17 protein-coding genes are annotated in these 21,906 nt (G+C 58.6%); 8 read left to right on the top strand and 9 right to left on the bottom strand.

The genetic code is table 11. From position 1 onward, the window contains the following. Nucleotides 1-73: 73 nt before the first annotated feature. The 3 genes from ACFSR7_RS11555 (at nucleotide 74) to ACFSR7_RS11545 (ending at nucleotide 3,499) form a co-directional block, all read left to right on the top strand. Nucleotides 74-1,003, top strand: coding sequence for an ABC transporter permease (locus ACFSR7_RS11555; protein WP_378161592.1), 930 nt, complete (start codon nucleotides 74-76; stop codon nucleotides 1,001-1,003). Nucleotides 1,004-1,098: 95 nt separating this feature from the next. Beyond that, on the top strand, nucleotides 1,099-1,905 hold the full coding sequence (locus ACFSR7_RS11550) for a carbohydrate ABC transporter permease (protein WP_378161590.1): 807 nt from the start codon (nucleotides 1,099-1,101) through the stop codon (nucleotides 1,903-1,905). A gap of 55 nt (nucleotides 1,906-1,960) precedes the next feature. Continuing rightward, complete coding sequence (locus ACFSR7_RS11545; protein ID WP_378161904.1) at nucleotides 1,961-3,499, top strand: tannase/feruloyl esterase family alpha/beta hydrolase; 1,539 nt, start codon at nucleotides 1,961-1,963, stop codon at nucleotides 3,497-3,499. 13 nt (nucleotides 3,500-3,512) lie between these two features. Here ACFSR7_RS11545 and ACFSR7_RS11540 read toward each other — a convergent pair whose 3' ends face one another. Continuing rightward, complete coding sequence (locus ACFSR7_RS11540) at nucleotides 3,513-3,692, bottom strand: hypothetical protein (protein ID WP_378161588.1); 180 nt, start codon at nucleotides 3,690-3,692, stop codon at nucleotides 3,513-3,515. An 80-nt stretch (nucleotides 3,693-3,772) separates the two neighbouring features. Beyond that, on the bottom strand, nucleotides 3,773-4,918 hold the full coding sequence (yhbH, locus tag ACFSR7_RS11535; protein ID WP_378161586.1) for a sporulation protein YhbH: 1,146 nt from the start codon (nucleotides 4,916-4,918) through the stop codon (nucleotides 3,773-3,775). A gap of 208 nt (nucleotides 4,919-5,126) precedes the next feature. Here yhbH and ACFSR7_RS11530 point away from each other — a divergent pair, with 208 nt between their 5' ends. Together ACFSR7_RS11530 and ACFSR7_RS11525 are read left to right on the top strand one after the other, a co-directional pair. Beyond that, a complete protein-coding gene (locus ACFSR7_RS11530; protein WP_378161584.1) occupies nucleotides 5,127-5,447 on the top strand; it encodes a phasin family protein in 321 nt (106 codons plus the stop codon). Nucleotides 5,448-5,460: 13 nt separating this feature from the next. Further along, the gene (locus ACFSR7_RS11525; RefSeq protein WP_378161582.1) at nucleotides 5,461-7,134 is read left to right on the top strand and encodes an ABC1 kinase family protein; all 1,674 of its coding nucleotides are present in this window, start codon (nucleotides 5,461-5,463) and stop codon (nucleotides 7,132-7,134) included. A 76-nt stretch (nucleotides 7,135-7,210) separates the two neighbouring features. On the opposite strand, the gene ACFSR7_RS11520 is transcribed toward ACFSR7_RS11525, so the two are convergent. The 7 genes from ACFSR7_RS11520 to ACFSR7_RS11490 form a co-directional block, all read right to left on the bottom strand. Next, complete coding sequence (locus tag ACFSR7_RS11520) at nucleotides 7,211-8,056, bottom strand: carbohydrate ABC transporter permease (protein WP_378161580.1); 846 nt, start codon at nucleotides 8,054-8,056, stop codon at nucleotides 7,211-7,213. Between the two features lie 12 nt (nucleotides 8,057-8,068). Further along, the gene (locus ACFSR7_RS11515; RefSeq protein ID WP_378161578.1) at nucleotides 8,069-8,938 is read right to left on the bottom strand and encodes a carbohydrate ABC transporter permease; all 870 of its coding nucleotides are present in this window, start codon (nucleotides 8,936-8,938) and stop codon (nucleotides 8,069-8,071) included. A gap of 118 nt (nucleotides 8,939-9,056) precedes the next feature. After that, on the bottom strand, nucleotides 9,057-10,451 hold the full coding sequence (locus ACFSR7_RS11510) for an ABC transporter substrate-binding protein (protein WP_378161576.1): 1,395 nt from the start codon (nucleotides 10,449-10,451) through the stop codon (nucleotides 9,057-9,059). 140 nt (nucleotides 10,452-10,591) lie between these two features. Next, on the bottom strand, nucleotides 10,592-11,875 hold the full coding sequence (locus tag ACFSR7_RS11505) for an extracellular solute-binding protein (protein ID WP_378161574.1): 1,284 nt from the start codon (nucleotides 11,873-11,875) through the stop codon (nucleotides 10,592-10,594). A gap of 31 nt (nucleotides 11,876-11,906) precedes the next feature. Next, on the bottom strand, nucleotides 11,907-12,890 hold the full coding sequence (locus ACFSR7_RS11500; RefSeq protein ID WP_378161572.1) for a substrate-binding domain-containing protein: 984 nt from the start codon (nucleotides 12,888-12,890) through the stop codon (nucleotides 11,907-11,909). A gap of 2 nt (nucleotides 12,891-12,892) precedes the next feature. Next, nucleotides 12,893-14,680 carry a sensor histidine kinase gene (locus tag ACFSR7_RS11495; RefSeq protein ID WP_378161570.1) on the bottom strand — a complete coding sequence of 596 codons (1,788 nt, stop codon included), beginning with the start codon at nucleotides 14,678-14,680 and terminating at the stop codon, nucleotides 12,893-12,895. Nucleotide 14,681: 1 nt separating this feature from the next. Further along, nucleotides 14,682-16,304 carry a response regulator transcription factor gene (locus ACFSR7_RS11490; protein ID WP_378161568.1) on the bottom strand — a complete coding sequence of 541 codons (1,623 nt, stop codon included), beginning with the start codon at nucleotides 16,302-16,304 and terminating at the stop codon, nucleotides 14,682-14,684. A 444-nt stretch (nucleotides 16,305-16,748) separates the two neighbouring features. Between ACFSR7_RS11490 and ACFSR7_RS11485 the strand changes: the two genes are divergently transcribed. The 3 genes from ACFSR7_RS11485 to ACFSR7_RS11475 all read left to right on the top strand — a co-directional run bounded on the left by ACFSR7_RS11485 (nucleotide 16,749) and on the right by ACFSR7_RS11475 (nucleotide 21,881). Next, nucleotides 16,749-19,307, top strand: a complete 2,559-nt coding sequence (locus tag ACFSR7_RS11485; protein ID WP_378161566.1) for a DNA topoisomerase 3 — start codon at nucleotides 16,749-16,751, stop codon at nucleotides 19,305-19,307. A 212-nt stretch (nucleotides 19,308-19,519) separates the two neighbouring features. After that, nucleotides 19,520-19,912, top strand: coding sequence for a DUF423 domain-containing protein (locus tag ACFSR7_RS11480; protein WP_378161564.1), 393 nt, complete (start codon nucleotides 19,520-19,522; stop codon nucleotides 19,910-19,912). Nucleotides 19,913-20,054: 142 nt separating this feature from the next. Continuing rightward, on the top strand, nucleotides 20,055-21,881 hold the full coding sequence (locus ACFSR7_RS11475) for a putative bifunctional diguanylate cyclase/phosphodiesterase (protein ID WP_378161562.1): 1,827 nt from the start codon (nucleotides 20,055-20,057) through the stop codon (nucleotides 21,879-21,881). Nucleotides 21,882-21,906 lie beyond the last annotated feature (25 nt).

Raw genomic sequence — 21,906 nt, 5'->3', positions numbered from 1 at the left:
GCGACGGCTTATACTGAGGCCGTCAAGTCGAATTCAATGCGACGGATCTCACAGAAGGAGAGTGGAGGCGTAAATGAGAACAGAGGCGCTGGGCAAGAAACGGAAGCCAGTCGCAAGAAATGGGCAGCTGATACTCATGTCATTGCCGGCGATCATAAAAATTTTTATTTTTTCTTATCTTCCCATGATCGGCATTGTGATGGCGTTCAAGGATTATGTGCCGGTGAAGGGAATTGCGGGCAGTGCGTGGAACGGATTCGATAACTTTAGATTTTTCTTTCAATCGGCGGATGCTTGGCGGATCTTGAGAAATACGCTCGGGCTGAATGCGATGCTGATCGTCGTTGAATTGATTGCCGGTGTTTTTTTCGCTCTGCTGCTCTATGAAGTGACAGCAAAAAAAATGCTGAAGGTGTATCAATCCGTCATGTTTTTTCCGTATTTTTTCTCTTGGGTGCTGGTGGGTCTGATGCTGACGACGCTGCTGAATCCTTCCACGGGCATGCTGACGACGCTGATCCGCGAGCTTACCGGATACGAGGTGGCGTTTTATTCCAAAGCCTGGTACTGGATTATTATTCTCCCGCTGGTCGCGATCTGGAAGGGAACGGGATTTGGCAGCCTGATCTATTATTCGGCGTTGATGAGCATCGACAAGGAGCTCTTTGAAGCTGCGGAGATTGACGGCGCTTCCAGGACACAATCGATCCGCCACATCTCGATTCCCTTTTTGCTGCCGGTGATGATGATGCTGACGATTCTGGCAATCGGCCAAATTATGCGCGCCGACTTCGGTCTGTTCTACTTCGTGCCGCGCAATGTGAGCGCATTGTATCCCGTCACCGACGTTTTGGATACGTATGTATTCCGGGCGCTCACCGTCAACGGCGATTTTGCCATGAGCGCAGCTGTCGGCGTATTCCAGTCGCTCGTCGGACTTGTCCTGATCCTGGGGACGAACCGGATGGCTAAGCTTTTTAACAGAGAATACGGACTATTTTAGGGGGGATGTGGCCTGGCATGAATCAAAAAAAGTCTTATCAACAGTGGGGCGTCCATCTTTGCCTATTCGTGTTTTGCGCGATGTGCCTGCTGCCGATGGTGCTGACCGTATCGATCTCTTTGACGGACGGCTCCGTCATTCAAAAGCACGGCTACCAGCTCATTCCGGCCCGATTCTCCCTCCAAGCATACAAATTTATTTTCATGGAGCCGAGTACGCTGCTGGCGGGGTACAAAAATTCGCTTCTGATCGTGATTATCGGCACTTTCGGCAATCTGCTTGTGACCTCGATGGTCGCCTATTCGCTGGCCCGTCGCGACTTTCAATATCGCGGGCCGATCTCCATTTATATTTTTGTGACGATGATATTCAGTGGAGGAACGGTACCTCTCTATATGTTAATCGTACAGTATTTGGATTGGAAAAATACGTTGATTTCGCTCATCGTACCTGCATTTGCAGCGCCGTTTCAGATATTTATGCTGCGCGTTTTTTTTCAGGAAGTTCCACCTGCGCTGATCGAATCGGCTAAGCTGGACGGGGCGTCCGATATTAGGACTTATTGGAACATCATGCTGCCGTTGTCCAAGCCGGCCCTGGCAACAGTGGCACTCATGATGACATTGAGTTACTGGAATGAAACATTTAACGCTATCTTGTTCATCGACCATACTGCCCGTTATCCGATTCAGCTTGTGCTGAAAAACATTACAACGTACATTGAGATGATGAGAAACAGCGGCGTTGATCCCAGCGGCCAACCGATTAATGCTTCGGATGTGCCGACGGACGCCATGATGTACGCGATGATGGTGCTTACTTCGCTACCGGTCATGTTTCTTTTTGGTTTTTTGCAAAAATACTTTGTTAAAGGCCTGACGGTCGGGGCGGTAAAAGGCTGAGCTGCAAGGCTTTGCCGCTTAAGCTTAATGAACTGGGGAGGATGGTGAATTGATCATGGATGAAATGTTTAACGATTTCGACATGGAAGGATGTACAATTACAAGCGTTCAAATCGTGACAGAAGGAAGCTTTACTTACTCGAACAGTGGAACGATTACGGATCTTCCGGCTTTTTGCCGTATTGCTGTTCAAATAAAACCAACGCCCAGCTCAAACATTCGAGTCGAAGTTTGGCTGCCGCAACAAAATTGGAATGGCAGATTCCTCGGGACGGGCAATGGAGGAAGTGCCGGCTCCATCGCATACGGTTCCCTTGCTTTCGGATTACGGCGAGGTTATGCAACCGCGAATACGGATTTGGGCACTTCTCCTCATGTCGACTCTGCTATTGGTCAACCGGAACGGTGGGCTGATTTCGGTTATCGCGCAACACACGAGATGACAGTGGTTGCGAAGGAGCTCATCGAATTGTATTACCGAAGGCCAGCCAGTTACGCTTATTTCACAGGCTGTTCGACCGGCGGTCAACAGGCATTGATGGAAGCGCAGCGGTATCCGGAAGACTATAACGGCATCCTCGCAGGGGCCCCGGCTAACAATCGTACGCACCTGCATACTGGATTCCTGTGGAATTATATTGCCGGCAATCAGCTGCCTGACGAAGCCGTTTTCACAAAGGCAAAAATAGAAGCCGTAACGAACGCAGTGATCGAGCAGTGGCGGGGGAAAGACGGCGGTGTTCAAACCGATAACTTTTTGACTGATCCAAGAAAATGCGATTTTAATCCTGACACGATTTTGAATGATCGCGATTCCGATCATGACAATAGGCTCAACACCGCCCAAGTGTCGGCATTGAAGCAGATCTATGCAGGGCCAACCAATCCAAGAACCGGAGAGCAGATTTATACGGCACTTCCCTACGGAAGCGAGAGCTGCCCGGGAGGGTTAGATCTTTTACAAGATCCCGAACGTTTGGCATCGTCGCTCCTATATATGTTTAGATGGGTGTTTGGTTCAGACTATGATTACAAGACCTTTGATTTTGATCATGATTTGGACCTGTTAAATGAAAGATTGGCACCTCTTCTGAATGCCAATAATCCGGATGTAAACCCGATGAAAGCACTCGGCGGGAAAATATTGATGTATACAGGGCTATCCGATCCGCTGGTTCCTTACCAAGATGCGCTGCATTATTACGAACGTGTTATAGAAGCTCAGGGGGGGCTCGCCCAAACGCAAGATTTTTTCAGGCTTTTCCTTATTCCGGGAATGGGGCACGGTGGAGGCGGTCCTGGGTTAAACGATATAGGCCCGGGTGATGTTCGAAGCGATCAGCTTGATAGCGAGCATGATCTGTTAGACGCACTCGTTGCCTGGGTCGAGAATGGAAAAGCACCGGAGAAGTTAATTGCAACGGCGTTCAAGGATGGCTTTGCTCCGAACGGGATCCGCTTCCAACGGCCCGTCTTCCCCTATCCGAAGTTTCCCGAATACGCAGGCGGGGACCCGAAATTGCCTTCCAGCTTCCTAGGCATTGATCACGAGCGAGGCGGCGTTCGGGTGGCTGCTGAAAGATATTTGATTTAGTAAGCGTGACCCGCTACTTCCCCCAACGGATAAACTTGTTCATCAACGCGTAAAAGGGGCTTGAATCCAGGTCCGCGAACCCGTTCAGATCGCCGATCACATCGGCGAACAGGAAGGGCAGAAGACCGATCGCGAGCGCGGCGACGATCATCCCGACCGTTAAGCTCCGAAGCATGCGGCTCCATGCGATCATGAGGTTCATCTCCTTCAATTTTAATTGTATATACGACGAAGAAGCGATCGCCCCGGATGAGGGGCGATCGCTTTTTCTTTTTACACGACGATCTCCCGCTTCTTAAAGAACGTCTTCAGCGCGTTGTAAACCTCGGCCTTCTCGCGGATGACGTAGTAAAGGAACTGCTGGTGATCCAGATGCTTATAGGCCGACATCAGCGTACTTGAACGATTGTACTGGTTGACTTCCCCATAGCCGAAAATGTTGGCTCGACCCAGCAGCTCCTTGATCAAACGCACACAGCGCTCGTTGTCGCTCGTCAGGTTGTCCCCGTCCGAGAAGTGGAACGGATAGATGTTGTAGCTCGACGAAGGATACCGGCTGTCGAGAATCTCGAGCGCCTTGATATAGGCGGACGAGCAGATTGTGCCGCCGCTCTCCCCGCGCGTGAAAAATTCCTCCTCGGTCACTTCCTTCGCTTCGGTATGATGCGCGATGAACACGATCTCGACCTTCTCGTACTGCCGCCGCAGGAAACGCGTCATCCAGAAGAAGAAGGAGCGCGCGCAGTATTTTTCGAAGGAGCCCATCGAGCCCGACGTATCCATCATCGCGATGATGACGGCGTTGTTCTGCGGCTTCACGATCTCCTCCCACGTCTTGAAGCGCAGATCGTCCGGCGAGATGCCGGCGATCTCGGCCCGGCCGTCGCGGGAGTTGCGCCGCAGGTTCTCGAGGATCGTCCGCTTCTTGTCGATGTTGGACATGATGCCCTTGCGCCGCACGTCCGTAAACCGAATCTCGGTCGATTCGATGATCTCCTTGTCCTTGCGCTTCAGGTAGGGCAGCTCGAGCTCCTCGAACAGCATGTTCTCGAGCTCCGCGATTGAGATCTCGGCCTCGACGACATCCTCGCCGGGCTCGCTGCCCGCGCCTTCGCCTTTGCCGCCTTTTGCCGCCGGATCGGTCCCGAGCACGTCGCCCACCTGGCTGTCGCCGTCTCCCTGGCCGACATGCTTCTTCTTATTGTGATTGTAAACGATATGGTATTCGTCCATGCTGCGGATCGGAATCTTGATGATCTGCTTGCCGTTCGACATGACGATATTTTCTTCGGACAGCAGATCGGGCAGGTTCTGCTTCAGCGCCTCGCGGACTTTTTTCTGGTGACGCGACTGATCCTGGTAGCCCTTGCGGTGGAGAGACCAATCCTCTCTCGACAAGATGAACGATGGCTTGTTCACGATTTTTCGCACCCCTTTTCGGCCTTCTGCTCCGGTATGCAATTAATATATTCGGCTTCGGCCGTTCGATGTGTGCGAATTGGAGAAGCTGCTGCCGCACCTGTTTGATTTTTCGATTCTGGAGCGCATACAATGGGGTAAAGGGATGAAAAAGAAGGTTTTGCATCATCATGAAAATGGTGACAAACGAAAAGGAGCGATGAGACGGGTGAAGGATACGATCGATAAAATGATCTCGCTGGGATTGGGCGTCGTCGTCGCAAGCAAGGAACAGATCGAGAAGACGGTCGACGAGCTGGTGCGAAAGGGAGAAGTCGGGCGCGAGGAGTCCAAGGGGCTGGTCGACGAGCTGATGCGAAAAGGCGCGGAGGCGCGGAGCAAGATCGAGGATATGGCGCAGGAGAAGGCGAGCGCCTTCCGCGGCGACGGCCGGTTCGTCACCCGCGAGGAGTTCGCGGCGCTCCAGCTGCGGATCGAGGCGCTCGAAGAGAAGCTGCGCCAGACAGAGATACGTCCGGCAGAAATGTGAGCGCGGTGCCGAGATGAGCGCGGGAAAAAGGATACGGCAGCTCCGGCGTTACCGGACGATCGCGACGGCGCTGGCGCGCAACGGGTTCGGATACGTATCCGATGAGCTCGGACTGGTCGACAAGCTTGCATTTTTTCGCGTCGCGGAGCGCAAGGACATTAGGACGAAGAGCGTCGGCGAACGGCTGCGACTGATGCTTGAGGAGCTCGGGCCGACGTTCGTGAAGCTGGGTCAGCTGGCGAGCACGCGGCCGGACTTGATTCCGGCTCCGATCTTAAAGGAGCTCGAGCAGCTTCAGGATCAGGTGCCGCCGTTTGCCTTCGCAGAAGCGTCGCGCATTATCGAGCGGGAGCTGGGCGCGCCCGTGATCGGCTTGTTCGACCGTTTCGAAGAGACGCCGATCGCGGCTGCCTCGATCGGACAAGTCCATCGGGCGACGCTGATAGGCGGGGCCGAAGTCGCGGTGAAGGTGCAGCGTCCCGGCATCTCCGCCCAGATGGATACGGACCTTGAGATTTTGGCCGATCTGACGCGTCTGGCCGAGCATCGTCTCGAATGGGCACGGCAGTACAGGCTGCGCGACATGGTCGAAGAATTGGCGAAGGCGCTGCGAACCGAGCTTGATTACGGCGCCGAAGCCCGCAACGGCGAGCGGTTCGCCAGGATGTCCGAGAAGTGGGCGCATATCGAGGTGCCGGGCGTTCATTGGGACTACTGCTCTCGGCGCGTCCTGACGACGGATTACATAGAAGGCATCAAGCTTTCCGACCGTATGCAGCTGGACGCTGCCGGGCTGCCCCGACGACTACTCGCCGAGCGATATGCCTCGACCTTGTTCGAACAGACGCTTGTCGAGGGCTTTTTTCACGGCGATCCGCATCCCGGCAATGTGCTTGCGCTCCCGGACGGGCGGCTCGCGCTGCTGGACTTCGGCATGGTCGGACGCCTGACGCCGGCAGCCAAGCGCAACTTCGCCGCTTTCGTGATCGCGCTTCGCAATCAGAGCACCAAAGGCGTGCTGCGCGCGATCGGCAACATGGGCGCGGTTCCGGAGGACGTGGACGAGGAAAGGCTTTTTGCCGATATCGACGAGATGCGGGAGAAGTACTACAAGGTTCCCTTCGACCAGATTTCGATGGGGGAAGCGGTGCAGGATCTGTTTTCCGTCGCTTTCCGCCACCGGATTCAAGTGCCGGCGGAGCTGACGCTGCTTGGCAAGACGATGCTGACGATGGAAGGCGTCGTGTCGTCGCTCGACCCGGACTTCAGCGTCTTCGACGTGGCCGAGCCGTTCGGGAAAAAGCTGCTGCGCGAACAGCTGAGCCCGGCGCGCATCGCCAAGGCCTGGATCGAGGAAGCGCCGGAGTTCGCCGAGCTGATCCGCGACGTGCCTGCCGGACTGCGGCAATGGTCCAAGCTGGTGCACAAAGGCCGTATCCGGGCGGAGATCGAGATCGCCCAGGTCGACAAGATGACCAAAAAACTGAACCGGATCAGCAACCGGCTGTCGTTCAGCATTGTTTTGCTTGCGCTCAGCATCATTATGGCGGGGCTTATCATCGGAGCCGCGCTTGGCCATGCGGAGACGTCGATCTGGCGTTTTCCCATCATTGAGACGGGCTTCGTCATCGCCTCGCTCATGTTCGGATGGCTGATTTACGCTATTATTCGTTCCGGCAGGTTCTAGCTCGAACTCGCAGCACAGCCTCGGGGAAGATTCTGCGCTCTTGCAGGATGCCCCCGAGGCTGTCTTTCGTTCGACGTTATTTAACCGCGCCTGCCGTGATGCCGCTCGCGATCTTCCGCTGGAACAGGATGTAGACGACGAGCACGGGGACGATCGTGATCAACAGCGCGGCGAACAACGGTCCCCATTCGGTGCGGTATTGCATCTCGGCCTGCAGGACGCCGATCTCGACGGGCAGCGTGTAGTGCTTCGGATCGTTGATCAGCACTGTGCCCACGACGTATTCGTTCCAGATGTTGAGGACGTTGATGATGGCGACGGTAACGAGGCCGGGCTGCGACAGCGGCAGCATGATACGGAAAAACGTGCCGTAGTAGGAGGCGCCGTCGATGACGGCCGATTCCTCGAGCTCCTTGGGCAGCGACTTGAAGAAGCCGACGAGGACGAATACGCCGAAGGCAAGCACGCTGGAGGCATATACGAGGATCAGGCCGAACCAGGTGTTGATCAGATGCAAGGAATTAAGCAGGAAAAACAGCGGAATCAGCGCCAGTACGAACGGAACCATCATCGAGGCGATGTAGAACAGGTAGAGAAGGCCGCTGCCCTTGAACGAATAGCGGGCGAGGACGTACGCCGTCGAGGCCGACAGCAGAAGCCCGAGGGCGGTCGATCCGGCGGTGATGACAAGCGAGTTGACGAAGTACGCGTTGAAATTGTATTTATCCCATACGTACGAAAAGTTCGACCAAAGCAGCGGCAGCTTAGGCAGCGCCCACGGGGCGTTGGCCAGAAACTGTGCGTTGTTCTTCAAGGCGTCCAGCAGCGTCCATATCAAAGGATAGAGCACCGCGAGGCCCCATACGAGAAGAATCGCAAAATATATCGCTTTAGCGGCGGGATTGCGAAGTCTACTAGTCATCGTCTTGTCCTCCTAGCTCATTTCGATCGTTTCCCGGTGCAGCAGCCGCTGCATGGCGACGGTCGTGATCAGCGAAGTGACCAGGATAAGCACGCCGATCGCGGCGCCGAAGCCGAAGTGGTATTGGCGAAACGCCATCTGGTACAAATAGGAGCCCATGACCTGCGTCGTATTGTCCGGGCCGCCCTCGGTCATGAGCCAGACGATGACGAAGGAGCCGTTCAGCGTCGTCATCATGATGTTGATGATGGACACCTTCATCTGCTCCCACACGAGAGGCAGCGTGATATGGCCAAATTGATGCCATTGGTTCGCCCCCTCGAGCTCGGCGGCCTCGTACAGGGAATCCGGCACGTTTTGAATCGCCGCGATCAGCAGAATCATGTAGAAGCCGATCCCCGCCCAGATCGACGGCGGCAGCAGCATCCAGATCGTGTGCGAGGTGAAGCCGAGCCAGGTAATGGCGACAGGCTCCTTCGTGAACAGCGACAGAAAGGCATTCAGAAAGCCGATTTGCGGATTGTATATGAAGTTCCAGAGGACGCCGATGACGACCACGGAAATCACGTTCGGGATGAAGTAAATCGAGCGGAAAAAGCCGGAGAGTCTGAAGCCGAAGCGGGTCAGGGCGACCGCGAAAAATGTCGCGAGCAGCATGATGCCGGCGATCTTGCCGACGACGAGGAAGTAGTCGTTGCCGAGCGCCTGCCACACGATCGGATCGTGAAGCATGTCCTTGAAGTTTTGCAGGCCGATGAAGTCCATATGATCCGACATGCCCGACCAGTCGAAGAGCGAATAATATAACGCTTTGATAACCGGATAAATTGTAAAAACGCAGAAAAACGCAAGCGTCGGAATCGTAAAGCTGGCGATGAACAAGCCTCGCTGCCATTTGGCGGTACCGGATGTCTTGATAAGAGCCCCCGTCCTTTCCTCCCCATGGACCGAAGAAGGCCCGGCTGAGCGGACCTCCTCGAGCCTCGGTGCATGGATGATTTTATTTGCTCACTTTGGCCGCGGCGTCGGTCACGCGCTTGACCCATTCGTCCGGCGTGATCTTGCCGATGGAGAGCGCGTCGGTCGCGTCCCACATCACCTTCTCGACGTCCGCGTTGAACGTGATCATCGGGATGACGACCGTGTTCGGATCGGTCAGGAACTTGGCCGCGTCCTTGACGAAGTTCGGCGCGCTGGAGCTGGATATGTCTCCCTTGATGTTGGACGGCGCGCCGCTCAGTTCGGCCCACTGGGAAGCTTGCGCCTCGGAGAAGATGAAGGACAGGAACGCCTTCGCCGCTTCCTTGTTTTTCGCCTTGCTCGCGATGGCGACCGAAGCGGTGGACGTGTTGGCGACGACCTTGCCGCCCGCCTTTTGCGTGACCGAAGGGATAAAGCCGAAGTCGAAGCCGGACGGTACGTCCTTGCTCATCTCGTTGGGCAGCCAAAGGCCGTTCGGGATAAACGCGTCCTTGTGCTGCAGGAACGACATTTGGGAGTCGGTATGATTGATCTGGATGGAAGCCTTGTCGATGAAGCCCTTGTCGCGCAGCTCGACGATCTTGTTCAGGCCCTCCATGACGGCCGGGCTCTTGAACGCGTCGACCTTCGAATCCGCCATGTCCTGCAGGATCCGATAGTCGTCGTTGTTCGCCGAGACGATCGCCGGGAAAAGGAAGGCGTCCTGGATGTAGTACGGGTATTTGCCGGTATGGATAAAAGGCGTAACGCCCGCAGCTTTAATCGTATCGGCGGCTGCGATGAACGAATCGTAGTCGGTCGGCTCGGTCCAGCCTTTTTCCTTGAACAGCGCCTTGTCCCAGAAGATGCCCCAGGAGTTCAATACGAGGGGGATGTTGTAAATCTTGCCGTCGTACTGCTGCGGCTGCTGCGCCAGAATGTCCTTGATAAGCGTGCCGTCGACGTTTTTGGCCGTCTTGTACCATTCGGTCAGGTCTTCGACCTGGCCGTCTTCGACCATCTGGCGGTCGTTGAGTCCGGCGCCGTCGATGTAGACGAAGTCGGGCGGGTTGCCGCCGATCCAGCGGGGCTTGTTCTGCTCGTTGATCTTGGGACCGCCGCTCTCGATGACGTTCAGGTCGGGGTTCGCCGCCTTGAAGTCGGCGATGACTTTTTTCCACCACTTGTCGCCGTAGCCGCCGACGAAGTATTGGATCTCGAAGTCGCCCGTCAGCTTCGTCGCCGCGGCGTCGCCGCTCGCGCTGGCGGAAGCGCTCGGAGCTGCGGGTGCGGACGCGGATGCGCTCGGTGCGGCTGCGGAGGAACCGCCCGCATTGGATTCTTTGTCGTTAGAGCCGCAGCCTGCGAGCGGCAGGACGGCCATTGCGGCGGCCAGGCCGACGGCCGCCATCTTTTTGTTCAATACCAATACCATGCAGCAAAACCCTCCCCGGAAATGGATGATACGGTCGCTTAACTCGGCGCCTGCAATCATCATACCGGGGAGGGCTTCACGGCTCTATCGAATATCTTCCGGGAAATCTAGAGGATCTTATGATTGTTTTTATGACCGTATTATTCGGCGGCATAGGCGGCGCTGCGGGTCACCGCGAACGACTGCAGCTGGTCCAGCGCGGCTTTGGGGGAGAGGTGGTCGTACAGCACCGCGTCCCCCATTTTGCGCGTCTTGTCCAGCACGGCTTGCCATGCGGGCTCTTGAATCGGATAAAACTTGGCCGCGGACAGCGAGGCGATATCGCGCGCCATCGACGGATCGGAGGCCGACAGCGTGTCGCCGACGGTCGACGTCACCGGGATGAAGCCTTCGCGGACGACCATGTCCCCGTAGTTGGCGTCGTCATACAGGAAGTCGAGAAACTTGGACAGGGCGACCGGGTCCGTATGGTCGGTCTTGAACGAGACGAGCACGTCCTGCACGCCGAAGGAAACGGGCGCCTGGCCGTCCTTCACCGGGATGGGGCCGGATCCCCATTCGAAGCCGGGAAATTCGCGCGGCACGACGGATGAGAAGTAATTGCCCGAGATCATCATTCCGAGCTTGCCGTCGCCCATGATGCGCTGCTTTTCGTCCCGCGTCGTCACGGTCGGCTCCTCGTCGGTCAGCCCCTCGTCGTACAGACGCTTCAGGTAGGTGAGCGCCTCGACGTTGGCCGGCGAGTTGATGACCCAGCGCCCGTCCTTGATCCACCCGCCGCCGGAGCCGAAGAAAAAATAGGAGAGATAAGCTTGCACCTCGTCGTCCGTCATGTCGACGCCGAAGCCGCGAGACTTGCCGGCGTCGACGAGCTCGCGCGCGCTCGCTTCGAGCTCGGACCAGGTGGCCGGCGGCTTCGCGATACCGGAAGCGGCGAACAGCTTCTTGTTGTAATACAGATTGCGAACCGAGGCGACGTACGGGACCGCGTACAGCTTGCCGCCCAGTTTGTCCATGCCGGACAGGTTCGGATAAAACTTGGCCAGAAGCTCGGGCGAAGCGATCTCGCTCAGATCGTTCAGGATGCCGGCTTTGGAAAAGTGGGCGTAGACGTTCGTATTCAGCAAGTCCGGCGGCTGGTTGCGGCTGATCATCGCGGTATAGATGCCGTCCAGCACATTCCAGTTGGCCACCTGGAGCTCGACGATGATGTCGGGATTTTTGAGTTCGAACTCGTGAACCAGCTTGTCGAGGTTAGCCTTCGTCTCCGTGCTGTATTCCGCGGCTACGAAGCGGATGAGCGATTGCTTGGGCTCCGCCGGGGCGGCCGTCTCCGGCTGGCGGTTGGCGCATGCACCGATCGGCATTACAAGGCAAACGGCGGCGATCCATGCTGCGGACGCTGAGCGATAGGGGCTGGACATGACGAGATCTCCTTTCCAACAGATGCGTTCTCTAGCTTCCGCCGCCGTCGAACGGGAACAGCAGCTTCTGGTTTTCCGGGGCGTACATATTGGACTTGGTGACGACGATCGAGTCCGTGTACGAGACGCGGCTCGCCCCTTTGGGCTCCGTGCGCCTCAGCGCTGCCTTCACGCCGAGGTATCCCATGTTGAAAGGCTTCTGGACGATCAGTGCGCTCATGACGCCGTCTTCGAGCAGCCGGATCTCGTAGACCGAGCTGTCGAAGCCGATCAGCCTGATGCGCTGGTCGCCTGCTTCCTCGATAGCGCGTGCGGCGCCGAGCGCGGCCGTCTCGTTCAGCGCGACGACGACGCTTGGCGGCTCCGGCATGGCGAGCACGGCTTTCATAATCTCATACGCCTTGTCCTCCGAATCCTCGCAATAGTAAATCTCCGTCTCGCCCGAATAAGCTTCGACAGCGTCCTTGACGCCGGCCTCTCGCGCTGCCGACACGCGGGAGCTCTCGAAGTCGCTCACGATCGCGACGTTCGGACGGCCGCCGGAGAGCGCGGCAGCCGACTCGCCGGCTTGCCGCCCCGATTCGCGGTGATCGTTCAGCACAGACACCGGCGCCTTCTCCGTGAGGAGCGGCATATCGATCACGACGACCCGAATGCCCGCCTTGCGGATCTCGCGCACGGCCTCCGAGACGCGAGGGTCGTCGACCGGCGCGACGACGACGGACGAGGGGCGTGCGGACAGCGCATCCCGGAGCAGGCGGACCTGCGTATCCGCGTCGGTCTCCTGCAGCGGGCCCTGAATATCGATCCTTGCGCCCGCTTCTTTGGCGGCCGCGGCAGCGCCCGCACTGACGGCCTGCCAGAAGTTCGAGCGCACGTTGCTCGATTTGAGCACGACAGAGACGGAGCGGTCGACGCCCGAAGCCGAATCGTAGAGCTTGATATACAGAATGGCGCATACGGCGGCCATCGCCAGCAGCAGCGTAAAAGTCCAGGCATATCGGTGATTGCGCATCGCTACTTTTCCACCTTCGGTATTTTAATCGCGATGCGCGTGCCTTCGTACAGCTCGCTCCGGATGGAGATCCCGTAGGCGGGGCCGAAGAACAGGCGAATGCGCTCGTGCGCGTTGCCGATGCCGATTCCTTTGGCGAACCCGGCCTCGGCCAGGCCCGGATTCCATATTTTTTCGATCGTCTCCTCGCTCATGCCGACGCCGTCGTCCTCCACCTCGAAGACGATCGCGTCATCCTGCTCCCTGCCGCGGACAACGATCAATCCTACCTCCGGCTTGTTGCGGATGCCGTGGTAGATGGCGTTTTCCACGAACGGTTGGAGCAGAATCTTAAGCGTCTTGTATTCCAGGATGCCGTCCTCGAATTCGATCCGATATTCGAGCCGTCCGGCGTAGCGCATCTTCTGAATCAGCATGTAGCTGCGGATATGCTCCTGCTCCACGCCGATCGTCACGAGCTCCCGGTCCTTGGCGATGCTCGCGCGGAACAGGCGGGCGAGCGCGGACGTCATGAGCACGACCTCTTCATGCTGCTTCTGCTCGGCCATCCAGACGATCGAATCCAGCGTGTTGTAAAGGAAGTGCGGATTGATCTGGGATTGAAGCAGGGCCAGCTCGCTCTTGCGCTTGTTCTCCTGCGTAGAGATGGCTTCGTCCATCAAGTTTTTGATCTGGCCCACCATCATGTTGAACGTTCTGCTGAGCTGCCCGATCTCGTCCATTCGTTGTACCGGCGTCTTTACCTCGAAATTGCCTTTTTCCACGAGCCGCATGTTCCGCTGCAGGTGGCGGATCGGCCGGGAGAGCCGGTGGGAGAGCGCCACCGAGATCAGGAGTGCGACCGCAATGCCGATGAGCGAGATAAGCAGGGAGTTGCGCAGCGTGCTTTTGTAGCCGAACAGGTCTCCCGCATAGGCGACGCCGACGATCTTCCAGCCGATGTTCGTGTCCTGCACCGAGTAAAAACGCTTGCCGTTTCCATCGTCAACGGCGAATGAGGTGCCGCTCGGCGCCTCCAGGACATCCGCGATTCGCTCCGTCCGCAGGCCGCTGTAGATGAGCTGCTGCTGCGGATGGTAGACGATGTTGCCCTCCCGGTCGACGATAAAAACGTAGCCTTTTTTACCGATATCGATCTGCCGGAGCAGGTCGCTCACGACGCTCAGATTCAAATCGACGAGGAAGATGCCGTCCGCGGTGATCCCGTCCGTATTCTTCAGCTCGCGCGAAAGGGACACCACCCACCGGTATTCGTCCTTGATGATGTTTTGCACATGCGGCGCGGAGATGACGGACTTGCCCCCGCCTTGACGCGCGCCGATATACCAGGACTGCTCGCGGGGAGGCGCGTTCGGATTCAGCGTCGTGATACGGCGATCGCTCACGTAACGTCCGTTGTAGCCGAACACCATAATGGAGGCGATATCCTTTCGGGTGTACAGAATCGACTGGAACAAGTCCGAGATGCGCTTCTCGTACGGCCTGCGTTCCTCTTCGGTAATGAAGCTGTTGCTGGAAATATAGTACTTGACATCCTTGTTCGTCATCGCGAGCAGAGAGATGTTCTCCATGTTGTCGACGTAGGACTGGATATTCGTATTGACCTGCTTAATGATCTCTTCGATGTAGTTTTCGGAATTGTGCTGCACGACGCCGGCGGACAGCCTGTAGCTGATGAAGGTCGTCGCCGCGATCGTCACCAGAAGAAGGCAGGAGAAGGCGACGGCGATGCTCGACTGGATGCTCTTGAGCGGAAAGATCGGCAGATACGGTCTGAATTTTCGAAGCATGTCAGCGGGACCCTTCATCGGCGGCTCGGTCGCGGAAGTCCCGAGGCGTCATGCCGGTATGCTTTTTGAATAAGAGGCTGAAGTAGTTCGGATCGGCGTATCCGACCTGTCCGGCGATCTCGTAAAACTTGAGCGGCGTGTTCCGCAGCAGCGCCTTGGCCTTGTCCACCCGCACCCGGGTCAAAAATTCGACGAACGTCTCGCCGGTGTGCTGCTTGAACATTTGACTGAAGTAGCTCGTGCTCATCAGAACGTGCCGGCACATCTCCTGCAGCGTCAGCTTCTCGCTGGCGAAGTTCGCTTCGATATAAGCTGTCGCCTTGCCGATCTGCTCGAGAATGTACCGGTTGCGGCTGCTCGCGGCGGCTTCCATCAGGGTGCCCACGATTTCTTTGAGCCAGCGCTCGATCTCGTCGAGCGTCTTGAAGCGGTATACGTCGGTGAGCCATAACGGGAGCGCATCCGGGCCGCCCTGAATGCCCATCTCTTGCATGGCGTCCGTCAGCGAAAGGACAAGCTTCTGCATGTGAAGAAAGCAAGATTCGATCGGCAGGCGCGAAGTTTTGAGCTCCCGCACGGTATTTTCGATATTCGCGCAGGCTTCGGCGGACGAGCCGGTTCGCACGGCGGCGGCAAGTCGCCTGCAGCCGTCCGCAAGAGAGGGCGCCGGAGCTGGCTCGCTTTCGAGGTCGGCGATGCCGAGTACGCGGTTTTTCCCCATGAGAAAGCGGTAGTCCAGGGCGGACAGCGCCCCGCGGTACGACTGCGGCAGCTGTTCCGCCGAAGCGCAGGGCCTGCCGATGCCGACCGTGAGCGTGAATCCAAGAAACCGGTTCACGTGATGGCGTACCTCCTCGGCGATGCCGAAGGCCTGCTCGTACAGCTCGCTCTCGTCCTCATGGCCGAACAGAACGGCGACCATCCTTTCCTCCCGCGTACGGAATAGCAGCACGTCTTCGCGCCCCAGGACCGTTTCCTCGAAAATATTGTAAGCGGCGAATCGGAGAAACTCCGCATCGTGGGCGTCGCTGAAGTGGGTCTCCCGGTCGCCGAAGTCGTCGATGTCCGCTGCCAGCGCGAGATAGGGCGGGGAAGCCGCCGGGATGCCGAAGTAGGAGAACCGTTCTTCGATCTCCGGCTTGGCGAGGCCGAGCGCGACGAGGCGCTCCAGAAACCGTTCCTTGAGCAGCGGCAGGCTCTGATGGAGCTGACTGTGCAGGCGCGTTAGATCCTCGCGGCGCTCCGTCTCCCGATCCATCTCCCCGCGGATCTTGTCCAGCAGCGTCCGGATCTCCGCAGCCGTGATCGGCTTCAGGATGAAGTCGGACACCTTCAGACGGATCGCCTGCTGCGCATACTCGAACTGGTCGTAGCCGGTCAGGATCAGCACCTTGATATAAGGATAGTTCGCGGCGATGAGACCGGTCAGCTCGAGTCCGTCCATGAACGGCATGCTGATGTCCGAGATGACGAGATCCGGCTTCGCGTCGTCGATCGCGTCCCACGCCTCGCGGCCGTTGCCGAAGTCGCCGACGAGCTCGAACCCGTGCTTCGCCCAATCGATCGTGTTTTTCAAGCCGTCGCGGACGACCGCTTCGTCGTCGACGAGGATGACTTTATACATGGCGTGCTCGCACCTCCGCGTGAATCCTCGCTCTCATCATAATCGAAGCAATGCAGGCAAAAGGGGCAAAATGCGATTATCAGGGGGCATTAATCGATACAACGCGCGCCTATCCGTTGCTTAAGCTGGATCAGCGCGCAATAGGCTCGTGGGATATCGGCCGGACCTCGAAAACTCGCTTCGCGACACGTTTCGTTCGGTAGTGACCTGCGCGATCCGGCTTCCTTAATTCCTACGCGCAGAGCGTGTATCCGATACGTTCCTTTCTTGGAGATCGCTGCGTTCTTCCTCGCAAGCGGCCACGCTGTGGCGCAAAATGTCGCCGTCGTGTTATCATTTAAAATAGTAGCGCGATCGCGGCGAAGCACGCCCCCGGACGACGGTCCTCTGTCAGCCGGGGGTTCGTTTTGCGCATCGACATTGCCAGACAGGAGGAGAGCGCCGTTGAAGACGCTGGTCATCGCGGAGAAGCCGGATATGGGCCGCAATATCGCCGCCGTCATCGAGCCGAAGGCTCAGAACAGACGCTCCTATCTTGAAGGGGAACAATACATCATTACGTGGGCCATCGGCCACCTGATCGGGCTCGCCGAGCCGGATCTTTACGACGAGAAATACAAAAAGTGGCGGCTCGGCGATCTGCCGATCATTCCCGAGCGGTTCAAGCTGCTGCCCAACCCGCGGACCAAGGACCAGCTCGAGACGATCCGCGAGGTGGCCAAGCGCTGCGACCGGCTGGTCAATGCGTGCGATGCCGGGCGCGAGGGCCAGCATATTTTTTCGCTGATCCAGCGGCATCTGGGGCTGTCGCAGCCGGTCAAGCGATTATGGATCTCGGACCTGACAGCCGAGACGATCCGCAAGGGCTTCGCGGAGCTCAAGGAAGGCGCCGAGTACGAGAATCTGACGCGCGCGGCCAGGGCCCGGAGCGAAGCGGACTGGCTCATCGGCATGAACGGTTCGCGCGCCTTCACGACCAGGCACAACGAGCTGCTGTCCGTCGGCCGGGTGCAGACGCCGGTTCTTGCGCTGATCTACGACCGTCAGGTGCAGATCGAGTCGTTCGACTCGCTCAAGTTCTATGAGGTGTCGGCGCAGTTCGTCCAGGACGATACCGAATACCGCGGGCTGTGGCAGGGAGAGCGGATCTCGGACGGCGACAAGGCGAAGGCGATTGCGGACAAGGTGCGGGGCAAAGAGGGACGGATCGCGAGCTACGAGGTGAAGGATACGAAGGAGTATCCTTGGCGGCTGTACGATCTGACGCTGCTGCAGCGCGAAGCGAACGGCAAGCTCGGCTTTTCGGCCAAAAAGACGCTGGACGTCGCGCAGTCGTTGTACGAGAAGCACAAGGTCATTACGTATCCCCGGACCAACTCCAACTACGTGAACAACGAGAATATCCCGGAGATGCACAAAGCGCTGGACGCGCTGCGAGGGACGGATTACGAGGCGATCGCGGCCGGCGGCAGCAAGCGGCTCGTCCATACCGGCAACAAGGGCGTCTGCAATCCGGCCAAGGTCGAGGATCACCACGCGATCATGCCGACCGCCAAGAAGGCGGGGGCGTTAACGCCGGACGAGCGCAAGCTGTACGACATGATCGTGCGCCGGTTCGTCTCGCACTTTTACCCGCCGGCGGAGTTCAAGATGCATGCGGTGCTCACCGAGGTGGCTGGCGAGACGTTCAAGACGACGGTCAAACAGCTGATGGCCAAAGGCTGGAAGGTCGTCTACGAGGACGCGGGCGGGGGAGCGGCGGCCGGCAGCGCGAAGAAGGGCAAAGCGGATGCGCCTTCGGCCGGCAAGGACGACGATGCGGAGTCCGAACGCGGCGAAGAAGTGGAGACCAGCGGTGAATTCTCGCTTCAGGCGGAATCGCCGGTGCAGTGCGTCGAATCCGATGCCAAGGAGAAGGAGACGCAGCCGCCGAAGCCGTACACCGAGGGGACGCTGCTGAAGGCGATGGAGAGCGCCGGCAAGCAGATCGAGGACGAGGAGCTGCGCGACGCGATGAAGGATTCGGGCCTTGGTACGCCCGCGACGCGCGCGGCGACGATCGAGCGGCTCAAGCAGGTCGGCTACGTGGACATGCAGGGCAAGCGCATCGTTATCACGCCAAAGGGGAGGTCGGCGATCCAGCTGATCCGGGGAGCGGGCGTCGAGCTGCTCGCCTCGCCGGAGATGACGGGGCAATGGGAGCGGCGGCTGAACGAGATTTCGCGCGGACAAGCGTCGGCGGACGTGTTCATGGCGAACGTGCAGAAGTTCACGCGGCTCATCGTCGATAAAGTCCGCGTTCAACCGCCGGCGGCGAAGGCGGCGTTTGCGAAGCCGGAGCCGCCGGCGGGCCGCGGCCGCGGGAAAAGCAAAGAGGCGGGCGATGCCGAGGCAGCAGGAGGTGCGCGGGGCCGCGGCAGGGGCAAAGCCCAGGCCGACGGCGGCCAGCGCGCGGGCGGCGCAACGACGCGCAGCCGGGCCAAGAGCGCCGGTAGTCAAGCCGCCGAAGGCCGTGCAGGGGCGAGCGCGGCGACAGCCGGACGCTCGGCTGGCGTTAGAGGCGGAGTGGGCGCGGCGACAGGCGCCAAGTCGCGCGCGGCCGCTTCGGGGGCGGGGGGACTCTCGTCGCGCCCATCGGCTGCACCCGCCGGCTCGGCTGCATCCGCGGGCTTGGCAGCGCCGACCGGATCCGCAGGCCCCGCTGCATCGTCGGCTCCGCGTGCAGCCGGGCCTGCCGTCATTGCCAAGTGCCCGCGTCCTGGCTGCGGCGGTTCGATCTTCATGGGCCGCAAGGGTTACGGCTGCAGCGCGTACAAGTCGGGCTGCGGCTTCGTCGTCTGGCGCGACAGCTTCGGAATGACGCTGGACGACCGGCTCGCCGCCGAGCTGATCCGTACCGGCCGCACGTCCAAGCTGCATCTGCGGGACGAAGCCGGCACGATGCGCGAAGGGCGAATCGTGCTGGCCGATCCGTCCACGGGCCGACTGGCGATCGAGGACTAAGTACGAGCTCGCCCCAGCTTGATACGTGGAAAACCGTGTAACTCGCGCTATGCGGCGCCGTGCACTCCGAGATACACGGAAAAACCGTGTATCTCATGCAATGCAACCCGCTTGTCCCCGCGATGCACGGCAGAACCGCCTATCCCGTCATCGCAGCGCGTTTTCGCGCAAACATCAAGTTCATCCCAGCTCAACCTAACGGAGGTAAAAAGATGCTACTCAAAAAATATGTCGGCATCGGCGCGATCGTCGCCGGGCTAGCGGTGGCGTTCGGGGCGTTTGGCGCCCATTCGCTCAAGGAGACGCTGTCGGAGCACTACCTGGAAGTGTTCGAGACCGGCGTGCGCTACCAAATGTACCACGGTCTCGGATTATTGCTGGTGGCGCTGCTGTCGGACCGGCTTCCGTCGGCGATTAAGCTGATGCGCTGGGCGGCGAGGCTGCTGCTGCTCGGTACCGTCTTGTTTTCCGGCAGTCTGTATATTTTGTCGCTCAGCAGCACCGACTGGCTGGGCGCGATTACGCCGCTCGGCGGCGTCGCTTTTCTGGCAGGCTGGGCATGCCTGGCAATCGCGGCTTTCAGAGGCGGCCGAGGCGCTGCCTGAATCGCCTTAAAATCTGCTCTTTATACTGGCGCTTCGCTTTCTTCTATGGAATAATGCTGTACGATTGGAAAGTTTGCACTATAATGATACCTATAGCAAACTGCAAGCGGACGATTTTCCATAGAGAAAGAGGGGGCGTATCATGGATCATTGGAGCGCGCTTGCGCTCGCGGCGGCCGTCTTCGCTGTGCTGCTGCTCGGAACCGCCGCCTTCTTGCTCGCAATGCTTCGGCGAGAGCGGCAGCGATCGCGTACGATCGCCAATGCCGTCGATTCCGACTGGATCAACCTGCTGCGGGAGAGCCCGATCTCGCTCACGATCATTAACAGCAACGGTGTCGTGGAAAATATTAGCAGGCAGCTTCTCCCCATGCTCGGCACCTCCTCCGATCGCGTGTTCGGTCTTCATTTCCGGGATATCATTCATGCGGACTCGGCCGGTCAAGCCGCTTCCATCTTTGCCCGCACGCTGCGCGGAGAGAAGTGCGTCGCGGATGTCAAGCTGCTGCGGTCGGACGGAGCGGCCATCGAAGCGCACGTCGAGACGAGTCCCTATATGCGCGATGGCGCCATAGCGGGCGTCATCGTATTTACACAGGACCAGAGCGATCAAAAGCGCTCGATGGAGCGAATACGGTACATGGCCTATTACGATGATATGACGGGCTTGCCGAACCGCCGATTTTTCATGAACCGGCTGACGGAGCGGCTGCACGCCGCAGGCCGATCGGGGAGCCGGGTTGCCGTCTGGTATATGGACATCGACCGCTTCAAACTGATCAACGCGTCCTACGGCCGGGATTACGGCGATATGCTGCTGCTTCAGGTCGCGGAGAGGCTGACGCGCTGGTTCCCGGATTCGACCGATATCGCTCGAGTGGAGGGCGACGAGTTCGTCGGCATGTTCACAGGCTTCGATCAGGACGATCAGGCCATCCGGCGGATCGAAGGGTTGATGAAGCAATTCGAGGCGCCGTTCGAGCTTGGCGGCGTCACCGTTCATGTAACGGTCAGCGTAGGTCTGGCGACCTGCACCTCCGAATACCCGGATGCGAACGCGCTCCTCAAGCAGGCCGACACCGCCCTGCACCGGCTCAAGGAAAACGGACGCAATGGCTGTCTGCTCTACGATCCGGCTTTTGAGCATACGGCGATTAACAAGCTGACGCTACAGCACGAGCTGATGGAGGCGATGAGTCACCGTCAATTCTTGCTGTACTATCAGCCTCAATACGATCTTCGAAGCGGGCGGCTTGTCGGCTTCGAAGCGCTGATCCGGTGGTGTCATCCGGAACGGGGGATGGTTCCGCCTTCCCATTTCATCCCGGCGGCCGAGGAAAGCGGCCTGATCATGACGCTCGGAGATTGGGTGCTCTTCGAGGCATGCAGGCAGAATCGCGTCTGGCAGCGCGCAGGGCTCCCTTCCTATCCGATTTCCGTCAATTTGTCGATCCGACAGTTCGCGCAGCCCAACCTGGTCGGGCGGATTGCCGAGATTCTGAACGAGACGGGACTGGCGGCCCCCTATCTGAAGCTGGAGATCACGGAGAGTATTGCCATGGATGTCGAGAGAGCCACCGCAATTCTGGAGTCGCTCAGTGACCTGGGCGTGGGAATCAGCGTGGACGATTTCGGAACGGGCTATAGCTCTTTCAGTTACCTCAAGCGGCTGCCCATCGATTGCCTGAAGATCGACCGCTCTTTCGTAAGGGATATCCATCAGGACCCCAACGACAGGGCGATCGTCGCCGCGATCATTGCCATGGCACACAATTTGCAGATCGGCGTCATTGCCGAAGGCGTTGAGACCGAGGAGCAAGTGCTGTTCCTGCAGCAGCATGCCTGCGACGAGATGCAAGGTTACTACGGAAGCCCGCCGCTTCCTGCCGAAGAGGCAGGCGCGATGCTGGGCCGGGATCACAGCTTGTCCATAGCCCGCTTAGACAACAACAACGCCGCGGCCCTTTGAGGGCTGCGGCGTTCGTTTTGCAAAA

Origin of the sequence: Cohnella sp. GCM10020058, assembly GCF_042683485.1 — a bacterium.
In the GTDB taxonomy this organism is placed as follows: Bacteria; Bacillota; Bacilli; order Paenibacillales; family Paenibacillaceae; genus Cohnella.
The sequence above is the reverse complement of the archived record's forward strand: the minus strand, read 5'-3'. Positions and strand labels throughout refer to the sequence as shown.